The 12,415-nt window shown below is 62.6% G+C and carries 10 protein-coding genes; 5 read left to right on the forward strand and 5 right to left on the reverse strand.

Annotation, left to right across the window (positions count from 1 at the left end; all coding sequences use genetic code 11):
* Nucleotides 1-21: 21 nt before the first annotated feature.
* Nucleotides 22-489 (reverse strand): Hsp20 family protein, encoded by a 468-nt coding sequence (locus NUW51_RS02540; protein ID WP_265562459.1) that lies wholly within the window; start codon nucleotides 487-489, stop codon nucleotides 22-24.
* Between the two features lie 281 nt (nucleotides 490-770).
* Here NUW51_RS02540 and NUW51_RS02545 point away from each other — a divergent pair, with 281 nt between their 5' ends.
* Complete coding sequence (locus tag NUW51_RS02545; RefSeq protein WP_265562460.1) at nucleotides 771-1,658, forward strand: alpha/beta hydrolase; 888 nt, start codon at nucleotides 771-773, stop codon at nucleotides 1,656-1,658.
* A gap of 226 nt (nucleotides 1,659-1,884) precedes the next feature.
* On the forward strand, nucleotides 1,885-2,601 hold the full coding sequence (locus NUW51_RS02550; protein WP_265562462.1) for an IS6 family transposase: 717 nt from the start codon (nucleotides 1,885-1,887) through the stop codon (nucleotides 2,599-2,601).
* 79 nt (nucleotides 2,602-2,680) lie between these two features.
* Here the strand turns inward: NUW51_RS02550 and NUW51_RS02555 are convergent, their stop codons facing one another.
* Together NUW51_RS02555 and NUW51_RS02560 are read right to left on the reverse strand one after the other, a co-directional pair.
* Nucleotides 2,681-3,325: a response regulator gene (locus NUW51_RS02555; RefSeq protein WP_265562464.1), complete on the reverse strand. Its 645-nt coding sequence runs from the start codon at nucleotides 3,323-3,325 to the stop codon at nucleotides 2,681-2,683.
* Nucleotides 3,322-4,584 carry a sensor histidine kinase gene (locus tag NUW51_RS02560; protein WP_265562465.1) on the reverse strand — a complete coding sequence of 421 codons (1,263 nt, stop codon included), beginning with the start codon at nucleotides 4,582-4,584 and terminating at the stop codon, nucleotides 3,322-3,324. Before NUW51_RS02560 ends, NUW51_RS02555 begins: the two co-directional genes overlap by 4 nt.
* Before the next feature lie 28 nt (nucleotides 4,585-4,612).
* Between NUW51_RS02560 and NUW51_RS02565 the strand changes: the two genes are divergently transcribed.
* The 3 genes from NUW51_RS02565 (at nucleotide 4,613) to NUW51_RS02575 (ending at nucleotide 10,106) form a co-directional block, all read left to right on the forward strand.
* Entirely contained in the window at nucleotides 4,613-6,556 is a 1,944-nt protein-coding gene (locus NUW51_RS02565) for a TonB-dependent receptor domain-containing protein (RefSeq protein WP_265562468.1), read from the forward strand.
* Nucleotides 6,557-6,765: 209 nt separating this feature from the next.
* On the forward strand, nucleotides 6,766-8,184 hold the full coding sequence (locus NUW51_RS02570) for a serine hydrolase domain-containing protein (RefSeq protein WP_265562470.1): 1,419 nt from the start codon (nucleotides 6,766-6,768) through the stop codon (nucleotides 8,182-8,184).
* Nucleotides 8,181-10,106 carry a serine hydrolase domain-containing protein gene (locus NUW51_RS02575; RefSeq protein ID WP_265562472.1) on the forward strand — a complete coding sequence of 642 codons (1,926 nt, stop codon included), beginning with the start codon at nucleotides 8,181-8,183 and terminating at the stop codon, nucleotides 10,104-10,106. The genes NUW51_RS02570 and NUW51_RS02575 overlap by 4 nt, the downstream gene beginning before the upstream one ends.
* A 30-nt stretch (nucleotides 10,107-10,136) precedes the next feature.
* Here NUW51_RS02575 and NUW51_RS02580 read toward each other — a convergent pair whose 3' ends face one another.
* Complete coding sequence (locus tag NUW51_RS02580) at nucleotides 10,137-11,495, reverse strand: sensor histidine kinase (protein ID WP_265562474.1); 1,359 nt, start codon at nucleotides 11,493-11,495, stop codon at nucleotides 10,137-10,139.
* On the reverse strand, nucleotides 11,492-12,178 hold the full coding sequence (locus tag NUW51_RS02585; RefSeq protein WP_265562476.1) for a response regulator transcription factor: 687 nt from the start codon (nucleotides 12,176-12,178) through the stop codon (nucleotides 11,492-11,494). Before NUW51_RS02585 ends, NUW51_RS02580 begins: the two co-directional genes overlap by 4 nt.
* Nucleotides 12,179-12,415 lie beyond the last annotated feature (237 nt).

Raw genomic sequence — 12,415 nt, forward strand, 5'->3', positions numbered from 1 at the left:
AGCGGTCATCAGCCAGCCGGTTCAGGCCGTTTCGCGGGCCTTGTTATCGATCTTCTTCTGGCCGGCATCAGTGGCCCCGCCGATCTCGATCGTCCGCGGCTTCATGGCTTCCGGAATTTCGCGGACGAGGCTGATCGACAGCAGCCCGTCGTGGAGGTCCGCGCCGGTCACATGAATATGATCGGCAAGGCCGAACCGCCGTTCGAATTCCCGGGTCGCAATCCCGCGATGGACATAGTCGGTGCCGTCTTCGTCGGACCTCTTGCCCCTCACGATCAGCTGGTTCTGCTGCGCCGTGATGTCGATATCGTCGCGGCGAAAGCCGGCAACGGCGAGGTCGATGCGATATTCGTCATCGCCGACCATCACCAGATCGAAGGGCGGATAATTGTCGCCATTGCCGACATGGCTCTCTTCTAGCATGTCGAACAGTCGGTCGAACCCGATCGTCGACCGGCGGAAGGGCGAAAAGTCGAATGCACTACGCATGGTTCAGTCCTCCTTCTTGAGCAACGATGGATAAGGAGGGCTCGCCGATCACCGGCGAACCGATCCTCGACTGCCGGACCCGATGGCATCCGGCATCGAAGAAATATTTCGCCTCGATCGGATTTCAAGAGGGATGGAGGGGTACGAGTGCGAGCGATTGACGCACGGCCGGTTTGGGGTGGAAAGCTGATACTAGTACGCGCTCAATACCTGTGTGGCCTTAAGACCTTGTCCCGACGTCTCTAATTCGACATCCTCGAACCCAAACAAGGGGAGATCGAATGAAATGTGTCGCTCTCATACTGTCGGCATTCCTTACGGGCTGCACGACCACGAGCACTGACAGGGTCGTGGAGCAAGATAGCGCTGCTTCTAGCATTGCGAGGTCGGTCGCTGCCCAAAATGCACCCGAGCGACTGATCTATCGTCAGTTCGGAGACGAAACTCTTTCGGCCTTTGTGTTCGAACCGGATGCAACGCGCACCAGCGACGAAGCTGTCCTTCTGTTTCATGGCGGAGGATATTTTACGGGTGGTCCGCAGTCCACTTTCATGGCGGCGAAAGCGTTTGCATCGGTAGGCATTACAGCAGTGTCAATTCAGTATCGATTAGCAGACGATATAAATACACCTATCGAAGCGCTTTCCGACGCCTGCCACGCACTACGTTGGGTGCGAACAGATGAGCAGTTCAGTCATATCGACGACGCCAAAGTCGCTCTTTTCGGCGTATCGGCGGGGGCGCACTTGGCGGCTAACTTGGTTACGCATGGGTGCGAAAGCCCCGTAGCCCCTCCTTCTGCCTTGTTGCTCAGCTCTGCGAGTATTGAAGTAATGAGTTTCGCTGATCGCTTCCGGTCTCTTCTTCACAATCGGGCAGAGCCAGAAGCCCACTCTCCTTTGCATAATATGGAGACTGCCCTCCCTCCCGTCGCGATGGCACACGGGGAGATGGATGGATTGGCTCCAATCTCCACAGTCGAAGAATTTTGTGCTCGCCAGATCGAGCTGGGTGGAAAATGCGAGCTGAGACGTTTTCCGGAGAGAGGGCATTTGATGTCCCGGAATCTAGACCAACAGATACCAGGTCCAAGTTTCGATCCCGATCCTTCTGACCTCGCAGAAAGCTTCGCGTTCTTCATCGACTTCCTTGAGCAAAACACCGATTGAGAACACTCGCCTCCAACGTCCGCAATTGGGGTCGTTAGCGGACGTTGAGACCTCGCTCTCGCTCAACGGCTGCTTTAATCTGGGGCGAAACCAAGAGCGGACCGTCCGCTACCGGCCCGGAGGTCTTATCAGACCAAATGCACCGACCGTTAAGGAGGGAAGGGTAGGGCGGGTCTTGTCAGACCAAATGCACCGACCGTTAGGGAGGGAAGGGTAGGGCGGCACAATGCCTCGTCGCAAAGTCGCACCTTCACCCTTCCGCTACTTCAACTCTTCGCCGGAAATCATCCGCCTGGCGGTGATGATGTATGTGAACTACCCGCTGTTGCTGCGTAACGTCGAGGACCTGCTGTTCGAGCGCGGCATCGACATCACGCACGAGACCGTGCGCTACTGGTGGAACCGGTTCGGCCCGCTGTTCGCCGGCGACATCCGCCGACAGCGTGTGTCGAGGATGCGCGGCTTTCGACATTGGAAATGGCACCTCGACGAAATGGTGGTGAAGGTGAACGGCAAACACCGTTATCTCTGGCGCGCCGTCGATCACGAAGGCGAGATCCTTGAGAGCTATGTCACGAGGGAGCGCGACAAGCAGGCTGCGCTCCGCTTCATGAAGAAGGCGCTGAAGCGTTACGGCAGGGCCGAGACGATCATCACCGACGGCCTTCGCTCCTACGCAGCAGCCATGAGTGACCTCGGTAATGCCGGCCGCCAGGAGGTCGGTCGTCATCTCAACAACCGGGTCGAAAACTCACACTTACCGTTCCGACGAAGAGAGCGGGCGATGCAGCGGTTCCGACAGGTGAAGAGCTTCCAGAAGTTCGCTTCCGTCCACGCCAACGTCCACAATCACTTCAATACCGAACGTCACCTTGTCGATCGCAACACCTTCAAACAGTGCCCCTCAGCAGCCCTGGCCGAGTGGCGGCAGCTGATGGGCTGAACCCGCGCCTCAAAGACATAGCTGTGCACAAACGTAGGAAAGTGCGACTTAGTCTGACAGCACCTCTGTTCGGCTATCTCTATCCCAACAGCCCCGCTCGTATGGCTTTGAGCGCGGCGCGGGTGCGGTCGCGGGCATCGAGCTTGAGCAGGAGGTTCGACACGTGATTTTTCACCGTGCCCTCGGCGATCTCCAGCGCGTCGGCAATTTCGCGGTTGCTGCAGCCGGCGCAAATGAGATGGAGGACGTCCTGTTCGCGCGACGTCAGGGGCTCGATCGCCTCGTCCCGCCTCCCCGGGGCCGGGCCGCGCCGGATTGCGGCGACAAGGCTCGCGGAGATGCCCGGGTGCAGCGCGGTACGCTCATCCGCCAGCGCGCGGATCGCGCTCGCAAGATCGTCGAGCGATACATCCTTGAGCATCACGCCTTTGGCCCCGGCTCGAATGGCCGCGATGACCGCTTCGCTGTCATCGAAGGTGGTGAGGACGAGCGTCGGCGGCTGTCGCCCTTCGCGCAACAGTCGTTCGAGGACTGCGATCCCGTCGACGCGCGGCATGCGAATGTCGAGCAGCATGACGTCGGGCCGCAGGACGTCCAACTGATCGATCGCGTCGAGGCCGTCGCTAGCCTCGCCGATGACCTCGATATCGGGCAACAGGTCCAGCAATCCCCGGATGCCCTGACGCACGAGCATCTGGTCATCGACGAGAAAGACGCGGATCATGCCGCTGTCGCACCTCCCATCGGGAGCCATGCGTCGATCGAATAGCCCGGGTCGTTCAGGCGCGTGCCAGCAACGAGGCGGCCGCCGAGCCCTTCGATCCGCTCGCGCATCCCCCGTAACCCCGCACCAACGCCGCCATCGACGACCGCGGCGCGCCCGTCGTCGACGGCGCGAAGCCGGACGCCGTCGCAGGTGGAGGATATGTCGAGCCAAAGATTGTCGGCCTCGGCGTGCCGGATGCAATTGGTGACTGCCTCCTGGGCGCATCGCATCAGGGTGTGGGCCTGGCTCGGGGTCAACTGCAGGTTCGGTTCGAGCGCCAGGTGGATGCTGGGGTGGGGCACGCTGCGCGCAAGCTGCGCCAAGTCGCTTTCGAGGCGGTCGAATTCGGTCGTGCGCATCGTCGCGACGACATCGCGCACTTTTTCAAGCAGCGATTTCGACAGGTCCTTGGCGCGCGCGACGTGCGCGCGGACGGCAGCAGGATCGCTGGAATGGCTGGCGATCTCGAGCTGAAGGCCAAGCGCGGTCAGTTCATGTCCCCAGGCATCGTGGAGTTCGCGCGATATCCGCAGCCTCTCGTTGTCGCGAACGCTGGCCGACAGGAGCGATTGCGCCCGTTCGAGTTCGGCGTTGCTTCGGGCGAGCGCGGCGGAGGCGGCGATTTCGCGGCGCAACGCCTGCGCCGTGAACACGAGGAGGAGTTGGAGCGCGAAGGCCTTGCCGATGACCCAGCACAGGTCCGGATCGAGAGCCTGGGCGAGCGTCGCGACCACCGCCAAGGTCTGGGCGATCGTCCAGAGCACGGCTTTCCTGGGGCTGGTCACAAGTCCGACTTGCCAGGCGATGATCATGAGGAAGGCTGTCATCATCGCCCAGTTCACGAACATCGCCATCGCCATCACGCTGGCGACCTGCGCGAGGAACAGTAGCCAGCGCATGACGGCCGGAAGCCGCAGGAGCATGGCGAGAGAGACCGCCATGACGAAAGCGCAGAATGCGGCGATCCATTGCCAGGTCACCACCTGTCCACGAATCGGTGTTCCATCCGCGAAATGCTCGAGGACCGGCCAGGCGAGCGTGACCGCGGTCGCCAGCGCAAGGAGGCAGAAAAGCAGGTCAGACCGACGGGATTGGTTGGTGATCATCGCGCGCGCAGACTGACACAGGTTGCAGCATCTCGCCATATGCCAAAAGTCATGAGCCGACCGCTGCCCTTCCGGCACTGGCGGCCGACCGCTCTGCTCGTCACGATTCACGCGCAAATTCCCAGGAGGAAAGTCGTCGATGCACCGGAGCGCAATCCTTACCGCTATCGCGGTCAACATGATCGTCACGGACGCCGCCAAGGCGCAACGGGCGGACGAGAATGCGGTCGAGGAAGCCGATGACGCCTTCGGCACGAGCGTGGGCGACGAGAAAATCGGCCTGTACAGCGCGGGGGAAGTGCGGGGCTTCAGCCCGACTAGCGCCGGCAACATTCGCATCGAGGGGTTGTCGATCACCCAACACGGCGGCCTGACGAGCCGGTTCGTCAGCGGATCGGCGATCCGCGTCGGCCTCACTGCGCAAGGATATCCCTTTCTCGCGCCGACCGGGATCGCCGATTATACGCTGCGCGACGTCGGATCACGCACCGTGGCCAGCGCGGTCGGCCAGATCGGTCCCCTCGCGACGCGAGGCGTGTCGCTCGATGTGAAGCTGCCTCTCTTCGGCGCGAGCGGCGGGCTTGCGGGAGGCGTGAGCTACAAGGACGAAGAGAATTTTCCGGGCATCGATGGGACCATATTGCAGGCGGGCGCGGTCCTCGATCTCAAGCCGTCCGCGACAAGTTCGCTCAAGGCCTTTTACGGTCGCCTGCAGATCAGCGACGATCGCGATGTCGGCGCAATCTTCGTCGATGGGCCCTATCTGCCGCCGCAGATCGAGCGGCGCGACTTCGGGCTCGACTGGGTCAAATCAGACATTTCGGCGCAGGTTATGGGCGCCATCGGGGGGCTCGACCTGAACCCCCGATGGCGCCTCAGGGGCGGCCTGTTCTTTGCCGAAGGCTATCTCGATCGCGACATGAGCGAACTGTACCGCGAGGTCCAGCCCGACGGGTCGGCGCGCCGACTGGTCGTCACGAGCGACGACACGAGCGCGAGGTCGCCATCTGGCGAATTGCGGTCATCCCATACCTTCACCGAGGGCAGTCGGCGGCATTTAATCCATCTCGGGGCTCGTGGCCGACAGACAGCGCGCCGCTTCGGAGGGGCGGACGTTCGCGATCTCGGCGCGTTCGTGATCGGCGAGAGACAGCCGCTGCCTGCGCCCCGGTTCCAGTTCGGGGCGCAAACCCGCGACGAGGTGCGGCAGGTCACGGGATCGCTCGGCTACGCCTTGCGCTGGCTTGGCATTGGCGAGTTGAGCCTTGGTGTGCAGAAAACGGATTATCGCAAGACGACGGTCTTTACGGACCCATCGCGTGAGACACTGACCACTACTGCCGCCCCGTGGCTTTACAACGCGGCGCTCGCGGCTCAATTGTCCGATCGGCTCGTCATTTATGGCGGCGTGACCCGCGGGCTTGAAGATAGTAGCGCGGCCCCGGTGAACGCGGTCAATAGGAACGAACCGCCGCCCGCCCTCCTCACCCGTCAGCGGGACGCCGGCATCCGCTACGCGCTGACGCCCGACCTCACGCTGGTCGCCGGGCTGTTCGATGTGCAGAAGCCCTATTTCAATCTCGACGCGGACCGCGTCTATCGCGAGCTCGGCATCGTTCGTCACCGGGGGATCGAGGTCTCGCTCGCGGGGAGCCCGCTGGAAGGACTCAATTTCGTCGGCGGTGCGGTGCTGCTAGATGCCGAAGTGACGGGCGAGGCCGCCGACCTTGGCATCATCGGCCCCAAACCGGTCGGAATTTCACCGCGCGTGGTGCGGGTGAATATCGACTACCGACTGCCGTTTCTGGAGCAATTATCGCTCGACACCGGCATCAATTCGTCCGCTGGGCAAATCGCCAGCCTGCTCCCCTATGAAGACCTTGGTGATCGCCAGCTTCGCACCGATCAGCGGACCACGGTCGATATCGGCGCGCGATATCGGTTCGCAGGGGCGGTCCCGATGACCCTTCGGGGACAGGTGACCAACCTCTTCAACGATTATTCGTGGGACGTGTCGTCGAGCTCGGCGTTCAGATTTACCGCCGCGCGGCGCATCCAACTGGTTCTCTCGGCCGATTTCTGAGGCGTGGAAGGAAGCGGCGTTGGCCAGCCAGTCGCCGAGGAACCGTTGCCATCCTGTCCTGTCCGTGGCCGTCATTCAGGGTGACGATTGATCTTGCCGGCGGTCGCAAGATCAAAGCTTGCGACAGCCTTGCGCGATCGGTCCAGCGCCATCAGCCTGTCGACAGCTAAGGGTGCCAGAAGCAGCATGATCTCAGCAGGAGTTATTGCATGCGACTTCGTCTTTTCGCCCTCGTCACGGTCGTCGGTCTCCTCTCGTCCGCAGGACCAATCCTGGCACAGCCTGACTTCACTGCCCGTCTGACGGGGCCGGTGTCATTTTCCGATGATCCGCCTCCGGGCCGTTCGCTTCAGCAACGGATGGTCGACCTTCAAATTCCAATGCTTTCCGTCGCGATCATCGAGGACGGATCGCTCGTCCTCGCCCAGACCTTCCACAGCAGCGCCAAGGAGGCTCCGGCATGCCCGATCCGCTTTCAAGTGGGGTCGCTCAGCAAGCCGGTGACGGCCGCGCTGACGGTGCAGCTTGCACAAGAGGGACGGGCCGACCTGCATGGCCCGCTCGCGCCGGAGATCCGGGACGTCATCGCGCAGGATCCCGACCTGCAGCCGCCGACTTTGGCGCAACTGTTGTCGCATAGCGGTGGGATCACGGTCCATGGGTTTCGCGGTTATGCCGTGGATGAAGCGCAGCCCACGCTGGCGCAGGTGATCGCCGGAGAAGCGCCGGCCAACTCCGCTCCCATCCGGCAGGATATGCCTGCGGGCGCCGCCGTACGATATTCGGGAGGCGGCTACGTGCTGCTGCAACAGGCACTGGAAAATAATGCGGGCACGTCTCTCGAACAGCTTGCGCGCTCGACCCTGTTTCACAGCGCCGGCATGACGGCGAGCAGCTTCAACGCGCCCGACCGTCTCGTCGCCGACGACTGTCTGGCGAGCGGAACCGATGCGCAGGGCAACCCGATCCCCGGTGGTCATCACGACTTTCCCGAAGCAGCGGCGGCCGGCTTGTGGTCGACCGCCGCCGACATGGGCCGGTTCGTCGCCTGGCTGATGAATGAAGAAAATTCGACCATCGCCCAGCAGATGCTGACGCCTCAATCGGACACAGATGGAAAGCCTTTCGAGACACCAGGGGGCAATGCGTCGGGCCTTGGCCTCGTCCTCGAAGGGGAGGGTGATACCTTCCGCTTCATGCATTCCGGCAGCAATCCCGGTTTCAAGGCGCTGATGATAGGCTTTCCCCAGGCGCGCAAGGGCGCTGTCATCTTGACCAATTCGGACGCCGCGCCGCCGGTCATGCAGGAGATCCTCCGAGCGATCGCCGAAGAATATCATTGGCCCGATCGCTTTCACGAGGTCGTCGAGCCGCTAGCTGCCGGATGGGACCGGACCGCGCTCATGGGCGACTATGATTTCACGTCCCGCAGCGGCCAATCACTGTCAATCCGTGTCGTCGAGGACGGCGAGATGCTAGCCATCGAGACACCCGACGGGCGCCGGTCGATCGTACGCCCCGCGGCCGATGGGCGCTTCATCGATCCGACAAGCGGAGCGACCTTCCGCTTTCCCGAAGAAAATATACTGCTGGTCCCGGCCATCGGGGCGCGGGCGGTGCGGCGATGAGGGACGTTTTCGCGATGCTGAGAGGCTGCTGGACGATCCTCCTTTGCTGTCTCGCCACGAGTCCCAGCGCCGCGGCCTCGCAGCAGCAAACGACCCGATTGCTTCACGCCACCGATCAAGAGGTCGTCGCCTTCTTTGATCGCTCGATGCGCGAGGCGATGCAGCGCTATTCCTTTCCGGGCGGCGCGATCGTCGTCGTGCGCGACGGCGAGATCCTCCTCAAGGAAGGTTATGGGGTAGCCGACCTTGCGACAGGTCGACCCGTCGATCCCGACGGCGACCTCTTCAGGGCCGCTTCCATTTCGAAGCTCCTCGTCTGGACGCTCGTGATGCAGGACGTCGAACGCGGGAAGATCGAGTTAGACCGCGATATCAACGACTATCTCGATTTCGACATCGAACCGACGTTCGGGCGACCCATCACGATGCGTCACCTGATGACCCATAGTGCGGGGTTCGCCGACCGGTTTCACGGCGTTCTGTCGAGCGATCTTTCCCGGCCATACCCGGCAGTACTGCGCGACAATGTGCCGGACCGCGTCTATTCCCCCGGCACGACCACAGCCTATTCCAATTACGGCACCGCACTGGCCGGATATATCGTCCAGCGGATCGATGGCCGATCGTGGGATGCGCTGGTGGCCGATCGTCTTTTCCGTCCCTTGGGAATGACTCGCTCGAGTGTCGCGCAGCCCCCGGAACCCAGACTGCGGGACGCATTGGTATCGACTTATCGACCCGGGTCGAACCGGCCGGTCGAGTTCAGAGTGACCCCGCTCCCTCCTATGGGGTCGTTGAGTGCAACCCCCTCCGACATGGGCCAATTATTGGCGATGCTCAGCAGTGATGGTCGAGGGCCGGGCGGACGGGTGATCGACCCCAAGTCTCTTGGCAAGATGACGAGGATCGAGAAGCCCCTCGCTCGAGGTCTCGACGGAGGCTTCGGGCTCGGGCTTCTGGTCGGCGATTATCGCGGGGTGCGTTTTGCCGGGCATGCGGGCAACATGTCCAGCCTTGTCACCGATCTCCAGTTTCTCCCCGAGTATGGGCTTGGCTATTATTTCGTTTTCAACGCGCCCGGTCCCAACGATGCCGGGCGTGCGATCCGCAACGACCTTCTCATCGACGTGATCGACACGCTGGTCGCGCCCGCGACGCCGGCGCAGCCCGCAGCGGCCGCGGGAGCAAAGGATCATTCGTTCGAGGGACGTTTCGTGTCCACGCGTCGGCAGCAGCGCGGGCCAATGATGTTCAATGCCCTCATGGACACGCTCGATGTCTACCGGGATCGGGGTGGCGGCCTGGCAACGCTCTATAGCGGAAAGGCACTTTACTGGCTGCCTGCCGGAAAGGACCGATGGCGCGAGGAGAAGACGGGGATCGAACTGCGGGTCGAACGCGATGCAGATGGAGCGGTGCGCCGCGTCGCCAGCTGGCTGATCTACCCGGCCGCCGTCTATGAGCCCGCGCCCGCCTACATCCACTGGGTCGAGCCACTGTTAAAGGGTGCGATCGCTTTGCTGCTGCTGGCGATGTTCGCTGCCATGGCGCGGCGCTTGCGACACCGAGCAACAGCGAGAGGCCAATCGCCCTCGACGGTTACGAGGTCCGACAAGATCGGGCGCCACGCGTTTATCGTCTTCTTCGGTTGCCTGGCGGGCTGGGGGGTGTTCGCGATTTCGATCGCGCACAATCCTGCCAACCTGCTCGATGCCCCGGCGGCCCTCAGGGCATTGATGGCAGGGCTTGCGATCGCGACCGCGCCAGCCGCCGGCACGGCGCTGCTCTCGACCGTCTTCGCGCTCCGGCATCGGGGCAAGCTGTCGGTGCTCGTGACAAAACTGCCAGCCGTCGTGGGAGCCTGCGCCATCGCCTACCTCCTCTATCGGTTGGACTTCATCAATCCAGCGGCCAACTGGTGACGGCGCGCGGGCGCTTCTTTGCAGCCTTGGCTAGGGGGCGTCGTCTTCGGTCGGGGCCGGTCGGAGAAATTCGAGCCGGAAGGTGGCACCGCGCGGCATGGGGACGAAGGTCGCATCGCCGCCGAAAGATCGCATAATCTCGCGCGTGAGGTGGAGGCCGAGCCCGCAACCGTCCCGGTCCCAGCGCTCGCGGCGAAATGGCTCGAACAGACTGTCATGAAAGTCACGGGGTACACCGGGACCCTCGTCGATGACGTCGATCTGTCCACATCCGCTGACGACGACGCTGATCTCGCCGACATTGCCGCCGTGGGCGATGGAATTGCCGATGAGGTTGAGAAGCGCGCGTTTCAATATCAGCGGGTCGCCACAAACCGCGACATCGGCTTCAGGCGCGACGAACGCGATGTCATAACCCGAGGCACTGGCCAGCGGAGCCATTTCGGACACGGCGTCCCGCGCCAGTTGAACCAGCGAGGTCGACAGTCGCGCGCTTTGCGCTTCTTGGGAGAGGCGTTCGATGTCGAGCATCTGGGCGACGAGATTTGTCATGCGGGCCACCCCGCGTTCGATCTCGGCCTTTTGAGAATTGTCGGGCAACGCGTCGATCTGGAGCGATAGGATGGCAAGGGGCGTGCGCAATTCGTGCGCGACGTCGGACATGAACCGTTTGCGGCGCATGATATCGTTGGCAAGCCGATCAAGAGCGTCATTGAAGCCGCGAACCAGCGGGAGAAGTTCGCTTGGCGTCCTTGCCTCGCCAATGCGATGTTCCGGTGTGGAAGGCCCCACACGCATCGCATCCTCCACGGCGGGACGCACCGCCGCGGTGATGACGGGAAGCGCGGCAAGCGTGGCCAGCAGCCCCAGGCCGGCCAGGATCGCGAGGCCCGCGAACAGACCTTCGCCCAGAAAGAAGTAGAGCGCATCGGGGGCGGTCACATCGTCGGGGTCGACGCCTCCCACCACGAACAAATAATCGCCGCGTCGATCCAATATGGCATCGGACAGCGGCCGTGGCTCTCCCGGGACGTGGAAACGGCCCCCGGAAAAATCGCCTGCAATTCCATTGATTACCGGACCGAGCGAGGTCGGCGGCGTGCCAAACGTGAAGGTGGTTTCTCCATCATTGGCGACGACCCAAAGTGCCGGATTACGGCTGGCGAATGCGGCAAAGTCCGATTTGCGAGGAAGACGCAGCTGACCGTCGATAAAGCGAACATCGGGCAGAAGCCGCGCGAGCGCGATCGCGGGGCCGGCATGATGGTCCTGGCCCTCGACGGAGAGACTGGTTGTGGTCGCAATCGAGAAGCCGCCGACGATGATGACGGCGTAAATACCGACAAGGACGGCTGCCGCACGCCGCTTTAACGAGGGATGACGGGTCATAGCGGGCGCAGCATGTAACCGACCCCGCGAACCGTGACGATGGTCGCGCCTGCTTCGAGATCCACCAATCGGCGACGCAATCTCGAGACATGGGTTTCCAGGGCGTTGGACGAGACGTTCGTTTCAAATCCGTAGATTTCGGCATCGAGACGATCACGCTGCACGACCCGGCCAGCGCGTGCCGCGAGCAATTCGAGGAGCAGCAATTCGCGCCGTGGCAATCTGATCGGCCGTCCCGCGATTTCGACTTCCCTCGTCGTTGGCACGAAGGCGAGCCGTCCCACCGTAATTCGATGATCGGCCATGCCCTGCGGTTGACGACGACACGCTGCTCGCACGCGCGCGAGCAATTCATTGAGGGCGAACGGCTTGACCAGATAATCCTCGGCACCGGCATCCAGGCCTTCGACCCGATCTTCGATCTGGTCCCTGGCGGTGAGGAATATGATTGCTGGCGGCGAGGGCCGCGACTTTGCGACCTTCACCAGCGCCAGGCCGTCCCCATCGGGCAGTCTACGATCAAGGAGGATGAGGCGAAAGGACGCCGTCAGAAGGGCTTCGATGGCATCGGACAGGCAGCCCACATGATCGACCACCCACGCCTCGCGGCGCAGGCCGGCTGCAATCTGCGTTGCGAGGGTAGGCTCGTCTTCTACGAGCAAGATGCGCGCGCTTTCGGTCATTGCTTCGCCATAAGGCCCCTTCCTTGCCACCGTCTGGCATTGCCGGGGAAAAGCGACAAGGTAGGAGGGCGCCTTCCACAGGGGGGCGGTCATCGGGCGTTGACGAGCAACGGGCCTCGCTCCGACCGCGCCGAGATGCACGAGATCCGCCTTGCCGTTGGCCGCCGAGATCGGCGGCTGCGGGTGAACGGATCCGCGCATATCCGTTGGACACTCACGGAAAGATTGAGAGCATTG

Origin of the sequence: Sphingomicrobium arenosum, assembly GCF_026157085.1 — a bacterium.
Classification (GTDB): domain Bacteria; phylum Pseudomonadota; class Alphaproteobacteria; order Sphingomonadales; family Sphingomonadaceae; genus Sphingomicrobium; species Sphingomicrobium arenosum.

Coding starts and splice junctions, on each gene's coding strand:
- NUW51_RS02540 (WP_265562459.1), bottom strand. CDS start 489: ATGCGTAGTGCATTCGACTTTTCGCCCTTCCGCCGGTCGACGATCGGG.
- NUW51_RS02545 (WP_265562460.1), top strand. CDS start 771: ATGAAATGTGTCGCTCTCATACTGTCGGCATTCCTTACGGGCTGCACG.
- NUW51_RS02550 (WP_265562462.1), top strand. CDS start 1,885: ATGCCTCGTCGCAAAGTCGCACCTTCACCCTTCCGCTACTTCAACTCT.
- NUW51_RS02555 (WP_265562464.1), bottom strand. CDS start 3,325: ATGATCCGCGTCTTTCTCGTCGATGACCAGATGCTCGTGCGTCAGGGC.
- NUW51_RS02565 (WP_265562468.1), top strand. CDS start 4,613: ATGCACCGGAGCGCAATCCTTACCGCTATCGCGGTCAACATGATCGTC.
- NUW51_RS02570 (WP_265562470.1), top strand. CDS start 6,766: ATGCGACTTCGTCTTTTCGCCCTCGTCACGGTCGTCGGTCTCCTCTCG.
- NUW51_RS02575 (WP_265562472.1), top strand. CDS start 8,181: ATGAGGGACGTTTTCGCGATGCTGAGAGGCTGCTGGACGATCCTCCTT.
- NUW51_RS02580 (WP_265562474.1), bottom strand. CDS start 11,495: ATGACCCGTCATCCCTCGTTAAAGCGGCGTGCGGCAGCCGTCCTTGTC.
- NUW51_RS02585 (WP_265562476.1), bottom strand. CDS start 12,178: ATGACCGAAAGCGCGCGCATCTTGCTCGTAGAAGACGAGCCTACCCTC.